This window comes from Candidatus Neptunochlamydia vexilliferae (assembly GCF_015356785.1).
Lineage (GTDB): Bacteria > Chlamydiota > Chlamydiia > Chlamydiales > Simkaniaceae > Neptunichlamydia > Neptunichlamydia vexilliferae.
The window spans coordinates 71,597-90,722 of sequence record NZ_JAAEJV010000004.1; the positions used below are offsets into that span (position 1 = coordinate 71,597).

Annotated in this window: 17 protein-coding genes; 12 read left to right on the forward strand and 5 right to left on the reverse strand. The window is 47.6% G+C overall.

Annotation, left to right across the window (positions count from 1 at the left end):
• Positions 1-283 precede the first annotated feature (283 nt).
• From NEPTK9_RS01730 to NEPTK9_RS01740, 3 genes are all read left to right on the forward strand, one after another.
• Positions 284-1,519 (forward strand): DNA recombination protein RmuC, encoded by a 1,236-nt coding sequence (locus tag NEPTK9_RS01730; RefSeq protein ID WP_194847106.1) that lies wholly within the window; start codon positions 284-286, stop codon positions 1,517-1,519.
• Positions 1,520-1,861: 342 nt separating this feature from the next.
• Positions 1,862-2,320, forward strand: coding sequence for an ATP-binding protein (locus tag NEPTK9_RS01735; RefSeq protein ID WP_194847123.1), 459 nt, complete (start codon positions 1,862-1,864; stop codon positions 2,318-2,320).
• A 124-nt stretch (positions 2,321-2,444) separates the two neighbouring features.
• Positions 2,445-2,678, forward strand: a complete 234-nt coding sequence (locus NEPTK9_RS01740; protein ID WP_194847107.1) for a hypothetical protein — start codon at positions 2,445-2,447, stop codon at positions 2,676-2,678.
• Here NEPTK9_RS01740 and NEPTK9_RS01745 read toward each other — a convergent pair.
• The 3 genes from NEPTK9_RS01745 to NEPTK9_RS01755 form a co-directional block, all read right to left on the reverse strand.
• Positions 2,672-3,463 (reverse strand): DUF455 family protein, encoded by a 792-nt coding sequence (locus NEPTK9_RS01745; protein WP_194847108.1) that lies wholly within the window; start codon positions 3,461-3,463, stop codon positions 2,672-2,674. The two genes, NEPTK9_RS01740 and NEPTK9_RS01745, sit on opposite strands and share 7 nt — an antisense overlap.
• A 173-nt stretch (positions 3,464-3,636) precedes the next feature.
• Positions 3,637-4,812 (reverse strand): SH3 domain-containing protein, encoded by a 1,176-nt coding sequence (locus tag NEPTK9_RS01750; protein ID WP_194847109.1) that lies wholly within the window; start codon positions 4,810-4,812, stop codon positions 3,637-3,639.
• Positions 4,813-5,058: 246 nt separating this feature from the next.
• The gene (locus NEPTK9_RS01755; protein WP_194847110.1) at positions 5,059-5,778 is read right to left on the reverse strand and encodes a hypothetical protein; all 720 of its coding nucleotides are present in this window, start codon (positions 5,776-5,778) and stop codon (positions 5,059-5,061) included.
• A gap of 231 nt (positions 5,779-6,009) precedes the next feature.
• On the opposite strand from NEPTK9_RS01755, the gene NEPTK9_RS01760 reads away from it, so the two are divergent.
• Positions 6,010-7,314, forward strand: coding sequence for a PhoH family protein (locus NEPTK9_RS01760; RefSeq protein ID WP_194847111.1), 1,305 nt, complete (start codon positions 6,010-6,012; stop codon positions 7,312-7,314).
• A 16-nt stretch (positions 7,315-7,330) separates the two neighbouring features.
• On the opposite strand, the gene NEPTK9_RS01765 is transcribed toward NEPTK9_RS01760, so the two are convergent.
• Positions 7,331-7,618, reverse strand: coding sequence for a hypothetical protein (locus NEPTK9_RS01765; protein WP_194847112.1), 288 nt, complete (start codon positions 7,616-7,618; stop codon positions 7,331-7,333).
• A 121-nt stretch (positions 7,619-7,739) separates the two neighbouring features.
• Here NEPTK9_RS01765 and cyoA point away from each other — a divergent pair, with 121 nt between their 5' ends.
• The 8 genes from cyoA to NEPTK9_RS01805 all read left to right on the forward strand — a co-directional run bounded on the left by cyoA (position 7,740) and on the right by NEPTK9_RS01805 (position 17,698).
• A complete protein-coding gene (cyoA, locus tag NEPTK9_RS01770; RefSeq protein ID WP_194847113.1) occupies positions 7,740-8,597 on the forward strand; it encodes a ubiquinol oxidase subunit II in 858 nt (285 codons plus the stop codon).
• Position 8,598: 1 nt separating this feature from the next.
• Entirely contained in the window at positions 8,599-10,551 is a 1,953-nt protein-coding gene (gene cyoB / locus NEPTK9_RS01775; RefSeq protein WP_194847114.1) for a cytochrome o ubiquinol oxidase subunit I, read from the forward strand.
• Positions 10,548-11,132, forward strand: a complete 585-nt coding sequence (locus NEPTK9_RS01780) for a cytochrome c oxidase subunit 3 (protein ID WP_194847115.1) — start codon at positions 10,548-10,550, stop codon at positions 11,130-11,132. Before cyoB ends, NEPTK9_RS01780 begins: the two co-directional genes overlap by 4 nt.
• Before the next feature lies 1 nt (position 11,133).
• Positions 11,134-11,454 (forward strand): cytochrome o ubiquinol oxidase subunit IV, encoded by a 321-nt coding sequence (locus NEPTK9_RS01785; protein ID WP_194847116.1) that lies wholly within the window; start codon positions 11,134-11,136, stop codon positions 11,452-11,454.
• A 1-nt stretch (position 11,455) separates the two neighbouring features.
• The gene (cyoE, locus tag NEPTK9_RS01790; protein WP_228546963.1) at positions 11,456-12,343 is read left to right on the forward strand and encodes a heme o synthase; all 888 of its coding nucleotides are present in this window, start codon (positions 11,456-11,458) and stop codon (positions 12,341-12,343) included.
• A 479-nt stretch (positions 12,344-12,822) separates the two neighbouring features.
• Positions 12,823-14,061, forward strand: a complete 1,239-nt coding sequence (locus NEPTK9_RS01795; RefSeq protein WP_194847117.1) for a DEAD/DEAH box helicase — start codon at positions 12,823-12,825, stop codon at positions 14,059-14,061.
• A gap of 56 nt (positions 14,062-14,117) precedes the next feature.
• Positions 14,118-15,476, forward strand: a complete 1,359-nt coding sequence (locus NEPTK9_RS01800; protein WP_194847118.1) for a proton-conducting transporter transmembrane domain-containing protein — start codon at positions 14,118-14,120, stop codon at positions 15,474-15,476.
• Positions 15,477-15,505: 29 nt separating this feature from the next.
• Positions 15,506-17,698: a DUF2309 domain-containing protein gene (locus tag NEPTK9_RS01805; protein ID WP_228546964.1), complete on the forward strand. Its 2,193-nt coding sequence runs from the start codon at positions 15,506-15,508 to the stop codon at positions 17,696-17,698.
• A 37-nt stretch (positions 17,699-17,735) separates the two neighbouring features.
• Here the strand turns inward: NEPTK9_RS01805 and NEPTK9_RS01810 are convergent, their stop codons facing one another.
• Complete coding sequence (locus tag NEPTK9_RS01810) at positions 17,736-18,092, reverse strand: zinc ribbon domain-containing protein (RefSeq protein WP_194847119.1); 357 nt, start codon at positions 18,090-18,092, stop codon at positions 17,736-17,738.
• Between the last annotated feature and the right edge of the window lie 1,034 nt (positions 18,093-19,126).

Genomic DNA, 19,126 nt, shown 5'->3' on the forward strand with positions numbered 1-19,126 from the left:
GATCAATCCTTAAGTCCTTTCTATGGGAAATTTCATCGTTGTCCTCCTTCAGAAGCCCGATTTGGGCTTCCTGCATCGGACGCCTTGAACTTCCCTCATAGTAAGTTCTTCTTTATTGACCATCTTATGACGATACCCTCTAGTTTGACCGGTCTTTTTAGACTTGGAGATCTCTCAAAATCTCGCCTTGCCTAACCTATTTACAGAAAATCCAAAGTGCTACTTTGGATTATCCAAGGTTGAGGTTTGATGAAATATCCTTCTTTAAGGTTTAATAGGGTGTATGAACTACCTTATTGCAATCATTCCAACGGCGCTAGCGATCTTTTTTTATCTAAAGTGGCAAAAAGCGCGCGAAGAAAATATCCACCTAAAAGCGCGGGAAGAAGCTCAGGGGCAAGCTATGGAAGAGAAGGTGGCCCTTCTTGGGGCAACGCAGGAAAAACTTTCGCAGGCGTTTAAGGCCCTTTCAAGTGAGGCCCTAGAAAAGAGCAATGCTTCCTTTTTGCAGCTGGCAAAGGAAACCCTTGGCAATTTTCAGGAAAAGGCGAAGGGGGACTTGGAGAAGCGGCAAGCATCGATCGAACATGTCCTTAAACCGGTGCAGGAATCGCTCACTAAGCTTGATAAGGGGATGCAGGCGATAGAAAAGGAGCGGAAGGGAGAACAAGAATCGCTCAAGACGCAGCTGAAGATAATGGTCGATATGGAAAAAGAGCTGCGGAATGAAACAGCGACCCTTGTAAAAGCTTTGAGAAAGCCCATTGTGCGAGGACGGTGGGGAGAGATGCAGCTCCGCCGCGTTGTTGAGCTTGCCGGAATGATCAACCATTGTGACTTTTACGAGCAGGAGACAGGGGAGTCGGGGCAGATGCGTCCCGATGTGATCATCCGTCTTCCTGGCGATAAGCAGGTAATCGTCGATGCGAAGACCCCTTGCGAAGCCTACCTAGAAGCGATCCAAGCCGATGACCAAGATATCAAGGATGAAAAGTTCAAGCATCATGCTCGCCAGGTGCGGCAACATGTGATGGCTCTTGGAAAAAAAGCTTATTGGCAGAGTTTTCAGCCAACCCCTGAATTTGTTGTTCTCTTTATCCCTTCTGATAATTTCTTTAGCTCAGCACTTGAGTTTGACCCCTCCCTCATCGAGGTCGGGGTGGAGCAAGGGGTGATCATCGCCACGCCCACCACCCTCATTGGCCTTCTTCGGGCCATTGCCTACGGCTGGAAGCAGGAAAAGCTTTCCCTTCACGCGGAAGAGGTGAGTAAGCTGGGACATGAGCTCTACAAGCGGATCACCGATATGTCTGAACATTGGAGCAAGGTAGGACGGACCCTTGCGAGTTCTGTCGATGCCTACAATAAAGCGGTTGGCTCGCTTGAGTCTCGCGTTCTCGTTTCTGCTCGTAAGTTTAAGGAGATGGGGGCGGCTGCCCGCTCGATCGAGCTCGACACCCTTGAGGGGATCGATCGGGTTCCGCGGGAACTGCAAGCTCCCGAGATGGTGGATAAGTAGTCATTTTTCTTCGTTTTATCTTGATAAGATTTCTGAAAACTTGGTAAAATTTTTTAGACCTATGGAACATAAAGCAGCAGAATTATTAGAACTCTTGCAAGTCCAACCAACACAAATTATCCGCTATTCAAACCGACTTGAGTTTAAAAATGGGGAGCACTCTCTAGAGGGTGTCGTCAAGAAATGCTCAATAAAGAAGCACTTGCCATAAGGAAAGTTTAAGGCGTCCGATGCAGGAAGCCCTAATTAGGCTTTTGAAGGAGGATAACAATGAAATTTCCCATAGGAAGGGCTTAAGGATTGATCAGTTCTTGACGACACCCTCTAAAGCCATTTGAAGAGCTGGGAGAAGCGGGGTCGAAGCAAAGAAACCGGGTCATCTCAGCTGTTTTCCATGAGCTAAAATATGCAGAGACAAAAGGGACTGGGATCAGCTCTATGCGGGAATGGATGCGGGAAGCAGGTTTGACAACGCCACCGATTATAGAAACGGATAGAGAAAGCAATGAGTTTGATCTTGTTCTCTTATCGCATCATTTGCTTGACCGAGAAGCCCTGGAATGGCTGACTCATTTCCGAGACTTTAATCTATCAGATGCCCAAAGACGCGCCCTTGTCTTTACCCAAGAGGTGGGCGCTATTACAAATCAAGATTACCGACAGCTCAATGGGATCGACACCTTGCACGCAAGTGCAGCACTAAGGGGCCTGCGAGACCAAGGTTTACTTACCCAAAAAGGAAAAGGAAACAAAACCTACTACACGTTAGCACCTAACTTAGAGAAGGAGCTCCCCGGATAAGCTCCCCGGATAAGGGCGGAACCCCCCAGATAAGCCCCCCAGATAAGGGGGAAGCTCCACAGGTAAGGGATTAAATGCCTTACCTAAGGAGTCCCCTGAACTTCCTGAAATACTCAAAAAGCAGGTGGAGAACCTTGGAAAGCGAGTTTTCAAGCCAGCAGTCATTAAAGAGATCATCAGGGGACTTTGTAAACTAGGACCATTGACTAATTTAGAATTAGCAAAAATTCTAGGCCGGAACCCTAAGCATATTAAGGATCAGTACTTGTATGAGATGGTCAAGAATAAAGAGCTTGAGTATACCCACCCAGAAAATACCGCACACCCACAACAAGCTTACAAAGCCAAAGGTCACTGAGTCTTCAGTTGCTCAATCCACGCTTTGGAGACGCCAGCTTTGCGGCGGTGCTCCTCGTGGATGAGGAAGCCGCGCGCTCTTTTGGGACTTAGGAGGGGGCTTTGAGCCTCAGCCCAAGCATCCCACTCGGAAAGCTCCTTTTTCTTGAACTTTTGGAGCCACCGCCAGCCGAAGGAGACATGGGCAATCTCATCTTTGAGGATCCGGGCCATGAGAGCAGCTGCTTCCTTATCGCCACTTTTTTCGAAAGAAGCGCCATACATGGGGGCAAAGTCGAGGTTGGCCATCTCAAAGGTGAGGCTCATTACCGAAACATAGGAAAGGGGGGAGGTGAGATAGGGAGTGTGGCACCAGAAGTGTTTGAAGAGGGGAAGGTCACCAAACTGGACCCCAAGGCGGGAGAGCTCTTTCATATAGAGGCGGACATGCTCCTGCTCTTCTTTAAGGGTATGGGCGAGTCCTTTGCGGAAGTGCGCGGGTGCTTCGGGAAAGCGAAGAAGGGCATAGGCCATGATCTCGACGGCGAGGAGCTCGTGCCCTGCGAAGCGATGAAGGCAAGCGGCACGATTATTGGGGTCGTGGTGGGCCTGAAAAGGGGGGAGTTTGCCCTCCCGTTTTCGCCTTTGGAACTGCATGCCGGGAGGACGGGTAGGTTCATTCCAGATCATGGGAGGACCGGGCTCATTGTCGGTCAGGTGATCAGGAGAAAAGAGCTTTTCTTCGAGGGTGTCGGCCGATAAAATGCGAACGGCCCACTCACGCATCTCAACGGGGGAGTAGGCCATTTGACTTTACCTGGGAGTGCGATCTAGGGGTGCCTGAAAGGATTTTAGATTTTTTTTCAGATTCAAGGGGGCAAGATGACCACATACTTGGATAAAGTAGGGGTGATCTTGTCCATCTGGACATGGGAAAAAAGAAAAATTCAGGCAGGTATCCATAGATCGCACTTACAGGTTTATTCAACTTCTAGGACGTAGTAGGCGGGGAAAGCAAAGCTGTTGTTCGGTCTCGAGGAGACGATCAAGTTGACCCGCTTTCCAACGAAGTCGTCGAGGTTGACCTGGGTGCTGTAGACATAAGCAACAGGGACGTCGCGATCTTTAACGACAAAGTCACCTGGCTTGTTCTTCACAGGATCCCGGTAAGACTCTAAGATTCCAGAAACAGTCTGGCTCTTGAGCTTTTGGTCGGCGTAGAAGTCGTCGATCGTCTTAGCGTGGTGCATCGAGGCCCAGCTGAGGTAGATCGCTTCTTCGACGGGCTCCCAAACTTTCATCCGGTCAGTTGCTGAGATATTGTCTTGCGCATGGTGAGAAACGGCATAGATATCGTCGGAACGTTGTCCTTTAGACATCTTGGTCGCCTTTGCCTCTAGAAAGGCAATCTTCCGGTGCAAGTAATCTTCCTGAACGGCGGAAAGCTCTTTTGCAGCGCTTGCAACGAACCTGGGGAAGTCGGAGTAATCGTTGATGATCGTTTGGTAGTTGTGGGTGATCCGCTCGATATCAATTTCATGGAAAGCTTTCCTCATTTCTCCTTGACTTAGGAGGCTTGTTGACTCGAGAAGTTGGGTGACCGTTGCTTTGCGTCTGTCTTGAACCGCTTTGAGCTCAGGTTTCCCTGCATATTCGACATATTCCTTAGCGACAAAAAATTCTGTCCCTTTAGGGGCATCGATCTCTAGCCACTTTTTATTCCCTTTGCAGATCTTTCCATCGATGGGATGACCGGTGCTGTAGTGGCCAACAATGGGCGCTTCCCGATCAGGAGCAAGACGGACATTTACACGGTCTCCTTCTACAACGCTGTCGATCACAAAGCCGCGGAAAATATAGGCCTTAAGGTTGCTTGGGGCAGCAACAGCATAAAAGTCTCCTTTTTCACCTGTCACAACCACATACTCATCTTTAGCAAGCTCGTCGATGATGTGGCTGTCAAGGTCTGCCTTTGCCCGCATTCGGACATTGCTCCCAATGATTTTTCCAGTAAATGATTTAAAGTGGCCTCCCTGACTTTTTGTCGAGGCAGCCTTGGTGATCGATTTGTCGAGTGGTGGTGCAGCATCCGCATAAGTGCGAGCCGAGAAAGCCCCAACCATGAGCAGTGCGACCAACGCGAGAGCTTTTAACATATTCGTACTCCTTCAATAAGACATAGCTTTGTGCTTATTGTAGAGTACATCCTTTTAAAAGACTAGAGTAAAAATGAAAAAGAGAATCTTCGTGCCCAACTTGGGCACGAAAAAAGATTAACAGAGGGAATAGTTAGCTGAAGAGGTAGAGCAGCGATGGAAAATTGGTTCGAGCGAGTGGAGGGCAGTACTCCGTACGGCCTCCCGAAGAGAACCGATTTGGCGCGCTGTCCCTTGCCTCTTCAGTTAACTATTCAGGACGGTGCGGACATGTTCGCAGTTCTTTTTACCGCAAGTACACCCAACAGGGGAGCCAAGATACACTTGGTAATGCTCATCAGCATCAAGAGGGTTGGAAACAATGTAAAGTTTGTCCCCTTCTTGTTTGATGTCCCAGTCACGGAAACGGAGATCGTCGTCAGAAACCTCTTCTTCAAACGTTTCGTCAGAAGCGTCACTTCCTTGAACTGCACGGGCCAACTGACAGTAAGGGCAGTTACAGTGGGGTTCGGGTTTGGGAATGTTCATCTGCTCCATGTCGACCCCAAGCGCTTTGGTGATCGAGGTGATCTTTTCGAGCACTTCAGCAGGGATCTCGGGAGCATCGGCTTGCTCGGGATTGTGTTCCATAAAGGAGCCAAAGCTCTCAGCACAATCCCCACCACTCATCTGAAAGGGGACCCCAAGGGAAAAGGAAATATCTTTATTGGGAGAGGGCTCAAAGGTCTTCAGCGATTCAGTCTGGGGCTCCTTGGTCTCCTGCTCGACATACTTCGAGTGAGCTTCAAAGACTTGGGTGATGAGGGCCTCTTCTAGCCCAGGAATCTCGATCAAGGTCCCATTATGGAGAACGATGACCAGTACAGGTTTTCCCTCGATCTCTTTCATATGGAGCGTGTTAATGTTTTTCCATGACGTCGAGATGTAAGGAGGAATGCTGAGCAATTTATGGTTAATTTTTTTCATATCACCCTCTCTTTAAGAAGATTTGTTCGTATCTACCTCCATTATACCCCTGAAGAATTTCTTGGTCAAGGGTAATTTAGCACTCAGTGGTCTTGATTGCTGATTATTTTTTATAAAACTCTGGTTGTCAAGAAATTGCTCTTTTTGTATTTTATTTTTATTTCATGGGAATCAAGAATCTTTTATAGGGAAGGGGAAGAAGCGGGGATTCCCCATAATAGGAGTAATTAGATGACAAGGAAGACTTTTGTCCTAGATACGAACGTGCTTTTGCATGATCCAGAAGCGATACAGAAGTTTGAGGGGAGCGATATTGTCATGCCCCTTGTCGTGTTAGAAGAACTTGATAAGATGAAGCATTTTAGCGATGAACTGGGAAAACATGCCCGCCAGGTGATCCGCTTTATCGATGAGCTTAAAGGGAATATCTTTAAAGGGGTAGAGCTAGAAAACGAGACAAACTTTTCGATCTTCACCGAAGAGAAGAACAAACTAAAAGAGACGTTTCCCCTTCCACTCGACCGGAGCAAGCACCGGATCCTTTTCGTTGCCTATCAGTTGCAGCAGATGGGAAGAGAAGTGGTGATCATGATCTCAAAAGATTTTATCTTAAGGATTAAGGCGGAGTCGATTGGGATTGAAGCGCAAGATTATGAAAACCTTAAAGAGTCCTATGATAATCTCTATAGGGGCTTTCAGAAAATGGACGTTCCTAAACAAGAGATCGATACCTTTATAACTAAAGGGTTCATCACCGTCCCCACAGGGGAGTTCCATGTCAATGAGTATTGCTGCTTCAACTGCCCTGAAAAATCGACCGCCGTGGGGAAATATAATGCCGACAAAGGACGTTTTGATCTTGTAAAGGGTGCTTCTGCAGAGATTTGGGGTGTGAAACCTCTCAATGATGAGCAAGAGTGTGCCATGGATATGCTCATGAACGACGAGATTAAGCTGATCACGATGATCGGTCAGGCAGGAACGGGAAAAACCTTGATGGCCCTCACCTGTGGCCTTCGAAAAACCTTTGATGAGGGGGTGTATAACCGGATCCTCATCTCCCGCCCCATCATGCCCCTTGGAAAGGATATTGGATATCTTCCGGGGACGAAAGAGGAGAAGATGTATCACTGGATGCAGCCGATCTATGATAACCTCGAATATATCTGCGAGACCACTTCGGGATCGGGGAATGGTGCGGAGACCAAGCAGTGGATCATGGAAAGTGAAAAGATCGAGATGGAAGCGGTCACCTTTATCCGGGGACGTTCCCTTGCCAACACCTATATCATTATCGATGAGGCCCAAAACCTGACTCCTCATGAGGTGAAAACGATCGTTTCTCGTGCCGGAAAGGGGACGAAAGTGATCCTCACAGGAGATCCGACACAGATCGATAACCCTTACCTTGATAAGGACTCAAACGCGCTCACCTATGTGGTGAGCAAGTTTAAGGGGCAGCCCATCTATGGCCACATCTTCTTCGAGAAGACGGAGCGCTCTAAATTGGCTGCCATTGCTGCAAAAGTCCTTTAGGCAGCTTGGGCAGCGCTTATTTCTTCGGCTGCTTTTTACTGTTTAGGTGGTTAAGAATGGCAGAAATCTCATTAGTATTTTTAGTGAGTTCTGTTTTATCCTTATCTGTGAGAGGCTCTATTTTATTCGCTTTTTTTAGGAGTTTGAGAGTGTCTATCTCTTTGTTTTTTAAACACTTTTCGATAAAATCTTTATCGTCATGGGTCTCTATCTGGCTTTGTTGCTCAGTCAGTTTTTTTGCAAGTAGGACAGTCCCGTATAGGTCGTCAAAAGTTGGGCAAATATTTAGTTGTTTACTACTCATTGATATTTTCTCCATATTTAAAATTTCTTATACCAATAGTGGAGCAAGGTAACCATTAAGTATAGGTTTAAATTTTTTTGTAGACAAATTCGAGCCCTTTCTTGTAGAACCCAAAAATAGTATGAAAAAAGCATTCAAGATTACCTTTGCGGTTTTATTTATCATTGTTTCTATAGGGCTTCTTGCCCTTTACATCAGCAACCACGATGTGGCTGTTTTGAGTCCTAAGGGGATGGTTGGAAAAAAAGAGCGGGAACTGATTATTACTTCAGCTTCCTTGATGCTTGCGGTTGTGATCCCTGTCTTAATTTTGGCAGGTGTATTTGCTTGGAGATATCGCGCAAGCCGCCCTAAGGGAAAGCATGCTCCCAATTGGGAGCATAACAATATTGCAGAGCTTTGCTGGTGGGGAGTCCCCATTGTAATTGTAACCATTTTGTCGGTGATCATTTGGAAAACCAGCCACGAGCTCAACCCTTCCAACCCGATTGATACAGGAAAAAAAACTCTGAAGATTCAGGTGGTAGCTCTCAACTGGAAATGGCTCTTTATCTATCCAGAGCAGGGGATTGCAACGGTTAACTTTGTCCAGTTTCCTGAAAAAACTCCCATCGCTTTTGAGATTACTGCCGATGCGCCAATGAACTCTTTTTGGATTCCTCAGCTCGGGGGGCAAATCTATGCGATGCCAGCAGTTCGGACCGAGCTCCACCTCATTGCCGACGAAGAAGGGGAGTTTATGGGGCGCTCTTCAAATATCAGTGGTAAAGGGTTTGCGGGGATGGTTTTCATGGCAAAGTCGAGCTCGGAAGGGGAGTTTTATCAGTGGGTCCAGTCAGTCAAGCAGTCCAACCACTCCCTTGGCATTTCTCAGTATGAGGGGCTTGTCAAGCCGAGTGAATATGACCCTCCAGCATTTTATATGCTGACCGATCAAAACCTTTTCGATTACATCTTAGAAAAATATCAGGCTAGGTAATATGCTAGGAAGACTTACACAGGAAGCGCTTAAACACGACTGGATCGAATATGCCGCAGGGGCGTCAATGTTTTTGGGTGCGATTCTTGTTTTAGCACTCATCACCTACTATAAAAAATGGACCTGGCTGTGGAAAGAGTGGCTAACCTCGGTTGACCATAAGAAGATCGGGATCATGTATATTGTGGTCTCTGCCATTATGCTCCTAAAGGGGCTGATCGATGCCGTCATGATGCGGGCGCAGCAGGCCATTGCCACAGGCGACTCGATGGGTTATTTAGGGGCAGAGCACTTTCAGCAGATCTTTACCGCCCATGGGGTGACCATGATTTTCTTCGTGGGGATGGGGGTAGTATTTGGCATCATCAACCTGGTCCTTCCGATGCAAATCGGGGCCCGTGATGTTGCCTTTCCCTTCCTAAACTCTCTCAGCTTTTGGCTCTTTACCGCAGGAGGACTCTATATCCTCATCTCTTTGGTGATTGGCGTTTTTGCTGGGACAGGATGGACCGCCTATCCCCCCCTTTCAGGGCTTAAATATAACCCGGGTGTTGGGGTTGATTATTGGCTCTGGAGTATTCAGATCTCGGGGGTGGGGAGTATGCTCTCTGGGATCAATTTCCTTGTGACGACTTTAAAGATGCGTTGCCCCGGCATGACTTTAAAGAGAATGCCCGTTTTTGTCTGGAGCACTCTTGTGATGATGACCCTTGTCATCTTTGCCTTTCCCATTTTGACGGCAACGATTGGAATGCTCTCAACTGACCGGTTACTCGATACCAAACTCTTTACTGCAGGGTTTGGGGGCAGTCCGATGATGTATATCAACCTCATTTGGGCATGGGGGCATCCCGAGGTTTATATTTTGGTCTTGCCTGCCTTTGGAATTTTTTCTGAAATCGTCCCTGTCTTTTCTCATAAACGGCTGTTTGGTTATATGTCGATGGTTTGGGCGTTGGGAGCGATCACCTTCCTCTCCTTTATCGTATGGCTCCACCACTTCTTTACGATGGGGGCGGGAGCGAATGTTAACGCCTTCTTTGGGATCATGACGATTATTATTGCGATTCCCACAGGGGTGAAGGTTTTTAACTGGCTCTTTACGATGTATCGAGGGCGGGTTCAGTTTTCAACCCCGATGCTGTGGTTCATGGGCTTTATTGTTGTCTTTGTAACGGGAGGAATGACGGGAGTGATGCTTGCCATTCCTGGGATCGACTTTCAAGCTCATAATAGCCTCTTTTTGATTGCCCATTTCCACTCGGTGATTATTGGAGGGGTGGTCTTTGCTTTTTTTGCGGGCTATACCTATTGGTTCCCCAAATTTATCGGGTTTAAGCTCAACGAAAAGCTGGGAAGGTATGCCTTTTGGTGCTGGCTCATCGGGTTTTTAGTGGCTTTTATGCCTCTTTACCTTTTGGGTTTTATGGGAGCGACCCGTCGGATGAACTACTATCCCGCTGAAACGGGTTGGCAGCCTCTCTTTATTGTGGCAGCTCTTGGGGCCCTTTTGATCGCGGTCGGAGTATTTTTTCAGGTGCTTCAGCTTTATGTCAGCATTAAAAAGCGGGAGGAATATAAAAAGGGGGCAAAAGATCCCTGGAATGGACGGAATTTGGAGTGGTCAACGAGCTCACCTCCCCCATTCTACAACTACGCGATTACCCCTGAAGTGGAAACAAGAGATTCCTTCTGGGAGGCTAAGCATGGAGGAAAGCCCCTCGTGAAAGGGGAGTATCAAGAGATTCACATGCCAAAAAACACCGCCATAGGATTTTTAATTGGAGCGATTAGCTGCGTTTTAGGGTTTGCCCTTGTTTGGCATATGTTTGCGATCGCTGCGGTCTGCGCTTTGGGAATTCTTGGGTGTTTGATTGTCCGCCTCTTTGAAAAGCATACCGACTATTATGTCACTGTTGATGAGATCAAGAAGATAGAAGGAGGGGCCTCATGAGTCAGTATCCCGATACCCACCATGATGTTTATTCAAAAACCACCTTCGGTTTTTGGCTATATATCGTCACAGATTTCATGCTCTTTGCGACCCTTTTTGCCGCCTATGCTGTCCTCCGGAATAACACCTTTGGCGGACCGACCGCTCGAGAGCTTTTTGACCTTGACTTTACCCTTATCCAAACCTTTGTTCTCTTAACGGCCACCCTTACCGTGGGCTTGGGTGGGGCTTTTGCCCACCGGAGAAACAAGTGGGGAGCGATTAGTTTCTTTACCCTCACCTTCCTTCTTGGGCTTATCTTTTTAGGGATGCAGGAGAGTGACTTTTCCCGCCTCATTCAGTCGGGGAATGGGTGGGAGCGGAATGCCTTTTTATCGGCCTACTTTTCAGTTGTTGGGATTTTTTGGCTCCATATCATCTTTGCCCTTCTTTGGACGATTCTTCTGTTGATCCCTCTTTTTTGCCAAGGGGTGAGCCCTGCTTCGATCCGTCGACTGACCTGTTTGCGGATGTTCTGGCAGTTTTTAAATATGGTATGGGTCTTTATTTTCGCTATAGTGTATCTAATAGGAGTGTCATAGTATGATTGATGCGCATCACGGATGGAATGTTAGTTTTAAGCCCGTCATTTTAGGGTTTATTTTCTCTGCTATCCTTACCTTTGCAGCTTACCGAACAGCTGCCCACTACCACCTCAGTCATATGACCCTTGACTTTACTTTGATTGGACTCGCTGTTTTCCAAGTCATTCTTCAAATGGTATTTTATTTTCACATTGGATTGGAATCGAGGCCTCGCTGGAACCTGATGATGTTCCTCTTTATGACCCTTCTTATTGTTGTCCTCGTTGGAGGGTCGATGTGGATTATGTACAACCTAAAATATAACGTGGCACCTACCTGATATGAGTATAGAAACAAACATTGCATTAACCCGCCCATTTTCAGTGAAGCATTATGTGATGCTCATGAAGCCGGGCATCATCATGGGAAATATTGTTACCGCGGCTGGCGGGTTTGCCCTTGCATCAAAAGGACAGGTCAACCCCTCCCTTTTTTTTGCAATGCTATGCGGCCTAGCCCTTGTCATTGGCTCGGCGTGCGTCTTTAATAACTACATCGATCGGGAGCTTGATCGGAAGATGGTCCGCACAAGAAACCGCCCTCTAGCAAAAGGGCTTGTTTCAGTGCAAAGCGCCCTTATCTTTGGAACGATCGTAGGTCTTTTAGGGACCCTTACCCTAGCTTTAGGAACCAACCTTCTGACCACTGCAATTGCCCTTTTTGGTGTGTTTGCCTATGTCGCTCTCTATACCTTATCAAAGTACCGGACCCATTATGGGACCCTCATTGGAAGCATTGCAGGAGCGATTCCCCCTGTTGTGGGTTACTGCGCGGTGACAGGGCGGCTTGACCTAGGAGCGCTCATTTGGTTTGTGATGATTGTCTGTTGGCAGGTGCCCCACTTTTTCGCCATTGCGGTCTACCGTCTTAAAGATTATGCCGATGGGGGGATTCCGACCTTTCCCATCGTAAAAGGGATGAGGGCCACTAAGATCCACATGACCCTGTATACCGCTGCCTTTGTGATGGCTGCTTCGATGCTCACCCTCTGTGGCTACACAGGGGCTTTCTACCTGACCTTAGTCCTCCTTTTAGGGGGAGGGTGGCTCGTCCTTGCTTTCAAAGGGTTTAAGTGCTCAAGCGATCATCGCTGGGCGCGTAAGATGTTCATCTTCTCGCTCGTCATTGTCATGGCGCTTTGCACCGCCATTCCTTTTTCAATCGCCTAGGCCCAGTTGAGTCTTGTCTGATCGATCCCGAGGGGGAGCTCTTCAGTTGGCTTAGCGGCTGTAAAGACGTTATAGGCCTCCTCATGGAGGGCTGTCACCTCATCATAGAAGGTGAGGATGAGAGAGCCTCCATTTTCGTGGAGGGTTTTAATCTCTCCGGGTCATATTCCCCGCAGCTTGCTGCGAAGATGTGTTAAGCGGGTCGTCCCGAAGGGAAAATTTCCGTAATGCTCCGTATCTTGCTACGGAGCATTACGGAAATTTTAGGACCTCGCTTTTACTTGTAGATGGTATCTCTCATCCCTAAAAGAAAGTCAATCAGAATTTGGTTGTATCTTTAATCATCTAGTTGTGGTAGACTCTACTCAACCCCCGCTTGCTACTCTTATTTTTAGGCAAGTAATTAGCCTGAAAAAGACGAACATCCCTTCAGGTATTCCTAAGTGAAGGTCAGGGATTAAGTAAAATTTAGGTTATAGATGACTACTTTTGAAGAATTAGATTTACACCCAAAGATCCTTGAAGCCCTTAATCAGGCGGGATACACCAAACCAACTGAGATTCAAGAAAAAGCGATCCCTGAAATCGTGAAAGGATCTGATGTCCGTGCATCGGCACAAACGGGAACGGGGAAGACTGCAGCCTTCTTGCTTCCCACCCTCAATCGCTTGAGCATTCCCTCTCAAAAGGAGGGAAAAGGGCCTCGCATTCTGATCCTCGTTCCAACACGGGAACTTGCGATGCAAATTACAACGCAAGCGCAGAAGTATAGTAAATATTTAGAGCGCGTCAAAACGGTCTGTGTTGTGGGGGGCGTTCCCTACCCGGCCCAAGTTCGTAAGCTTTCTCGCCCTTATGACATTCTCGTGGCAACCCCGGGGCGGCTTATCGACTTTATCAATCAAGGAAAAATCGATTTTTCTCGTCTTGAGACGCTTGTCCTTGATGAGGCGGATCGGATGCTTGATATGGGATTTATCGGACCCATTAAAGAAATTGCTGCAAAGACACCTGCATCGCGGCAAACCCTCTTTTTCTCTGCGACGATGCAGGGGAGTGTTGTCAAATTATCGAAGGCCCTTTTGAAAAATCCTGTCGAGATCATCACCCATAAAGAGCATGCCAAACATGATCATATCGAGCAGCGGCTCCATTATGTCGATGATCTCCATCACAAAAACCGCCTTCTCGACCACATTTTAAATCAACACGATGTTGACTTTGCCATTGTCTTTACTTCGACCAAAAGGCATGCCAACCAGTTGGTGATGGACCTCAAGGATAAAGAGCACCAGGTAGCAGCTCTCCATGGAGATATGAACCAGAGGCAGCGGACACGGACGCTCAAGCAGCTCCGCAACGGAAAGGTTCGGGTCTTGGTTGCCACCGACGTGGCTTCTCGAGGAATCGATGTCCAGTCAATCACCCATGTGATCAACTTTGACCTTCCCGAGAATGCTGAAGACTATGTCCACCGTATCGGGAGAACCGGCCGCGCTGGAGCTAAAGGGACAGCCCTTTCTTTTGCGGCGGGACGGGATGCTTTTATGGTGAACAAGATCCAAGCATTTACAGGTCAAGACATTGAAGTCAAAGAGATTAAGGGGTTCGAGCCTCAGAAAACCCCCAAAAAGACTTCTAAGCGGCCCAGAGACCCTAAGCGGAGTTTTAAGCCTAAGATGCAGGGACGCCCGAAAAGGAGGCGAAGATCTAGGTAGCAGGAAATTTCTTTACTCCATTCTACTTGCTTATGTAAAATAGGTGAATCACTGAAATGTTTAACATGATTGAGACGCTTTCTAACTTTTTCTATGTGGATCGTTTAGCCCTTCTCCTGATGGGGCTTATCGGTTTTCTAGGTCTTTGTATCGCCTACTTTGCCTCTAAATACCTAAAAGGAGATACCCTTTATAACCGGTTTTTCGTCCTTTTGGCCTGCCTCATCACTTCTCTTACGACCCTTGTGATCGCAGATCACCTGGCTCTTTTTGCAGCAGCTTGGGGGCTTTCCAATTTTCTGTTGGTGAAAATGATGATTCACAAGGGGAGTTGGGCGGCTGCCCGCGCCTCTGGAAGGCTCGCCTGGAAAAACTTTTTAATGGGCTGTGGAGCGATGGTTGCCGCATTTATTTGGATTTACACCTTAACAGGGGAAACCTCCATTCAGCAAGTGATCAAAACCTCTTTGCCCCTGGCTTCTCGAACCGGCATTCTGACCCTTTTAGCCATGACTGCTTTATCTCAATCGGCTATTTGGCCCTTCCATAAGTGGCTGATAAGCTCCTTAAACTCTCCCACTCCTGTCTCTGCAATGATGCATGCAGGTCTTGTCAATGGAGGCGGGTTTCTTTTGGCCCGTTTTGCCCCGCTTTATTTGGGGGACTCAATGGTCCTTACAGCGATATTCGCATTAGGAATGCTCACCGCTATTGGGGGAACCCTTTGGAAGCTCGTACAAAGCGATGTGAAGCGTCAACTGGCTTGCTCAACGATTGGGCAGATGGGTTTTATGATGGTCCAGTGTGGCCTCGGCCTCTTCCCCGCAGCCATTGTCCACCTTTGTTACCATGGAGTGTTCAAAGCCTACCTCTTTTTAGCCTCAGGAGGTGCTGCTCAAGAAAAACGGTTTGATTTGAAACGGGTGTTTCATCTCCCTTCCATCCTAATCGCTCTTGGGTGTGGCTGTTTAGGAGCTGCGACCTTTTCATGGGTCAATCATTTCGAATGGATTCCAAAAGATACCACACTCTTTCTTGTCGTGATTGGGTTTATTGTGAGCTGTCAGGGGGCTCTTGCGCTTTTAGGGAATCAACCTTTTAAAAAGCTCCCCTTAGCTCTTTGTGCATCCCCTGCTTTGGGACTCATTTATGGGGTAAGCGTCTATGGAGTCAAACTCTTTCTAAACGGGGAACTTTTTACCGCTCCTACCCCTTTGCATGCTCTCCATCTGATCGCTTTAATGCTACTCCTTTCCAGCTGGCTGATCCACCTGTTTAAACTCCCACTCAAGCGATGGGTAAAACAAGAGTGGTTGCTTAAGGGGTATGTCTCTCTACTCAATCAATCACAACCCGATCAAGCTACCATCACCTCATTTAAGAAAGGGTATACCTACAAGGCAGGGAAATCGTGACAGCGATAGCTAAAGAAAAGAGTCAGAAAATGAAGCCGAAGCCCCCCTTTTCCATTGAAAAGGGAGTCAAAGAGAGTTGGAAAACCATTGCCCCTTTATGGCCTCTGAGTAGTATCATCGCTGTCAATCCTCTTCAAGGATTTGAGGAGATGACGATTGAACAGGCTTTGGTTGAGGGGAGAATTTTCTTTCAGCAGACGGAGCTCCCTTCTCGAATAGAGGGGGTCAATCGAGAGACGATTAAGTGGCTGCAACCCTTCTTTGATGAGGGGCAGGCAACATTTCCAATGCCGCTTAGAGAAAAAGGGCTTTATACCGCTTGGAAAACCCTTGCCCGCTACGACAAAAAGCTGCATGGGGGACATTCAGAGAATAAGCAATGGATAGGGGACTTGCCCGACCATCCTTTAGATGCCATTACTGCAGGGTTATCTCGGCTAGGAATTTCAGAAAAAGAAACCACACTTTTCCTCACCCTCCTTCTCACAACCCTTTCTGGTTGGGCTGCTTATGTAAAATACCTAACCGATTGGAAGCAAGGGAAACCCTCCTATCCCATTTCTCAGCTCGATTATCTCGCTGTGAGGGTGATCATCACCGCTCTTAAGTGGCCTGAGGCCTCAAGGCTTCTCGATTGGCACCGTTCGGTCAGAGCGCGAGAAGAAAAGCATGCCTCCTTGCTCCTTCCTACAAAAGAAGAAGAAAGGTATCACCAGGGGATCTTGGATCAGCTGGAGCGCCAATTCACCAGCCAAGAAAGAAAAGGGGCTAACGCGTACGTTAAGACGACGGCACAACTGGTTTTTTGTATCGATGTCCGCTCGGAACCTTTCCGAAGAGCTTTAGAGCAGGTCGGTCCGTATGAAACGCTTGGGTTTGCCGGCTTTTTTGGTGTCCCTGTTGCAATCGAGGATAAGCTGACTGGCGAATCGTATCCCTCCTGTCCTGTGCTGCTCGCTCCTAAGCATGTCGTAGAAGTGGAAGCAAAGGATCCCCAAAAAAGAAAAACCTCCTATGAAAGAGGGGCTACCATTAAGAGGTTTTATCAGACCTTAAAATATACCTTTTCCGCTCCTTTTGGCCTTGTTGAGCTTCTCGGATTGGGGAGTGGGGTCTGGATGGGAATCAGAAACTTTTTTCCCCATTTGAGCCATCCATTCAAAAAAAGTGCTCCTCCTTTGCACCCTAAGATAGCCATCTCATTTGCTGAAAAGGTGAGTTATGGAGAAGGGGCGCTCCGGATGATGGGGCTGACCGAAGACTTTGCTCCCCTTGTGGTCTTCTGTGGCCATGGAGGGACGACACAAAACAATGCCTATGCTTCAGCGCTTGACTGTGGAGCTTGCGCCGGGAGACATGGGGGAGCCAATGCCCAGGTTCTTGCCGAAATCCTCAATGACCAAAAGGTGCGGAAAGAGCTTGAGGCTAAAGGGATCAAAATTCCCGACTCCACCCTATTTTTAGGAGCCGCCCACAATACGACAACCGATGCATGTACCCTATATGGGACTGAGGGGCTTGATCCCAAGAAAAAAGAAGAAGTCGAGGCGCTTAAAAAAGATCTCGAAGAGGCGCGTCACATCAATAATCAGGTCCGTGTTGCTAGGCTGGGCCTTTCTCTAGACCTTGAAGCAGCAACAGCTCATACAAAGAAGCGGAGTGGCGATTGGTCTCAGGTCCGTCCCGAATGGGGGCTGGCAAAAAATGGGGCCTTTATCGTCGGTCCGCGTGACTTAACAAAAGATTTAGACTTAGAAGGGCGGGCATTTCTCCATTCGTATGACTACCAAAAAGATGGGGGTGCCCAAGCTCTGACAACGATTTTAACCGCTCCCATGGTTGTTGCTCAGTGGATCAATACGCAGTATCTATTTTCAATGCTTGATAACGTTGCCTATGGGGGAGGGAGCAAGGTGACGAAAAATATTACGGGAAAGATGGGGATTATGCAGGGGAATGCAAGTGATCTTATGCAAGGGCTCCCCCTTCAGTCGGTCTATAAAAGTGACTGTGAGTCTTACCATGACCCTTTCCGCCTCATGACGGTAGTGTATGCTCCAAGGGAAATGTTAAGCGCGGTCATCAAGGAGCAGGAGGTCTTACAAAAGCTCTTTAAGAATGGGTGGGTCAAGCTTGCCTGTATCGATTCAGAAGAGAGGCGCGCCTACCAGCTGGGAAGGGACCTATCTTGGAGTCCCGCTTCTTCTCTAAATCCTTTGTAGAACTACTCGCTCATAAATATCTTCTACCCCGGGGCGACTACTTACTCCGCTTTTCGCCACAACTGGGACAGAAACTCCACCGACGCTCAAGCTCTTCCTTGCACTTTGAGCATCGAGCTAAAGCGGGGTCATGCCACTTATCATTTTTATGATAGATCACTTGGATGATAATGATAATGACAGGGATCGTTGTCATGATTTGTTTGACAAGGAAAATCAGCGAGCCTTCTTCGATAGCGGTAAAGGTGAGGGTTCCAAAACCCAGGGCCAGTAGGATGTTATAGGTTAAGGAGATATCCCTAACTTCTTTATGGACATGGATCTTCCAAATCTGAAACCAGTAACTGACAGATAAGACAACAATGGCGATCCAAGATAAAATATTGAGCAGCACGTTTCACCTCTAGACCTAGCCATATCACGATCCTCTTTTCTTGTAACCCTGTTGAGCGACAATTAGGATTGCGTGCGACAAGAAGCTGCTATAAACAGTTGTCTCCAAACCCAAGGAGACCACCTTTGCAGCAAGGTGAATCTAAGGCTCTGAATAAAGAAGCGAGCCTGACAATGTAGCGAAGGGCAGTTGCCCGGGAAAGAGGCCGCAAGGCTGAAATCTTCCTGCCAGCCATAAAGGTGGGTAAGCGCTAGATAGTGGGTATGGTAAAAGGATTTGAATCTGTCAAAGATAAAATAAATTCCATAGCAATCGATGAGATAAATTCCATAGTCTGACGATCGGCGAAAAAATAGGATTTAGGAGCTGGTTGAGGCAACAGGAATAGGAAAGATGGGACTGATTTTCCCGCAACCAATCCCTCACTGAATGTAAGCGGGCCGTCGGTTATAGATGTCAATGCTGAGTGTGCGAACCGGTTCTGGTAGGCTATTAAAAATAGCTCTGGGAATATTTGGCGAACTAGATTTCAGCTTTAAATTCATAAGATCTAAGGTAGCAAAAAATGTTTATGTCAAGAAGCTTAATTTTTTAACAACATGGCTTTTTGAAATTATTGAAGGAAGGGGGGGTATCTGAATAGTTACAAAAAAACTTTCTAGCGAACGGACATGGCTTCGGAGCCGAAGGCGAAGAAAAACCATGCGGTGAGCTGTCCGCGGCTTCAAAATGGCTCTGCAAAATCGCCCCGCACGAGGGGTGGAACAGTGCTTTGCACGGCCCCCCGAGAAGGGGCGATTTGGCTTGCCAGATTGAAGCTCAAGGGGGCAGCGGGGGGCTTGCCCCCGACGTATCTTTCATCCAACTAAGTATGCAGACTTAAAAAAATAAGGGGCTTGTTGTTCAGGAAAAAGTGAAAGAGTAAGGAAACCAGATTGCCCTGGTTTCCTCCTCTAAGAACTGTGCGTGATAGTTTCCCATCACACAGCTCAAGCATCTCAAAGGCCACCTTTTTTTTTGCAGCCCGGCTGTTA

What these genes read in the sequence shown, in the direction of transcription:
- NEPTK9_RS01730 (WP_194847106.1), top strand. Translation starts at nt 284, where the DNA reads ATGAACTACCTTATTGCAATCATTCCAACGGCGCTAGCGATCTTTTTT.
- NEPTK9_RS01745 (WP_194847108.1), bottom strand. Translation starts at nt 3,463, where the DNA reads ATGGCCTACTCCCCCGTTGAGATGCGTGAGTGGGCCGTTCGCATTTTA.
- NEPTK9_RS01750 (WP_194847109.1), bottom strand. Translation starts at nt 4,812, where the DNA reads ATGTTAAAAGCTCTCGCGTTGGTCGCACTGCTCATGGTTGGGGCTTTC.
- NEPTK9_RS01755 (WP_194847110.1), bottom strand. Translation starts at nt 5,778, where the DNA reads ATGAAAAAAATTAACCATAAATTGCTCAGCATTCCTCCTTACATCTCG.
- NEPTK9_RS01760 (WP_194847111.1), top strand. Translation starts at nt 6,010, where the DNA reads ATGACAAGGAAGACTTTTGTCCTAGATACGAACGTGCTTTTGCATGAT.
- NEPTK9_RS01765 (WP_194847112.1), bottom strand. Translation starts at nt 7,618, where the DNA reads ATGAGTAGTAAACAACTAAATATTTGCCCAACTTTTGACGACCTATAC.
- cyoA (WP_194847113.1), top strand. Translation starts at nt 7,740, where the DNA reads ATGAAAAAAGCATTCAAGATTACCTTTGCGGTTTTATTTATCATTGTT.
- cyoB (WP_194847114.1), top strand. Translation starts at nt 8,599, where the DNA reads ATGCTAGGAAGACTTACACAGGAAGCGCTTAAACACGACTGGATCGAA.
- NEPTK9_RS01780 (WP_194847115.1), top strand. Translation starts at nt 10,548, where the DNA reads ATGAGTCAGTATCCCGATACCCACCATGATGTTTATTCAAAAACCACC.
- NEPTK9_RS01785 (WP_194847116.1), top strand. Translation starts at nt 11,134, where the DNA reads ATGATTGATGCGCATCACGGATGGAATGTTAGTTTTAAGCCCGTCATT.
- cyoE (WP_228546963.1), top strand. Translation starts at nt 11,456, where the DNA reads ATGAGTATAGAAACAAACATTGCATTAACCCGCCCATTTTCAGTGAAG.
- NEPTK9_RS01795 (WP_194847117.1), top strand. Translation starts at nt 12,823, where the DNA reads ATGACTACTTTTGAAGAATTAGATTTACACCCAAAGATCCTTGAAGCC.
- NEPTK9_RS01800 (WP_194847118.1), top strand. Translation starts at nt 14,118, where the DNA reads ATGTTTAACATGATTGAGACGCTTTCTAACTTTTTCTATGTGGATCGT.
- NEPTK9_RS01805 (WP_228546964.1), top strand. Translation starts at nt 15,506, where the DNA reads ATGAAGCCGAAGCCCCCCTTTTCCATTGAAAAGGGAGTCAAAGAGAGT.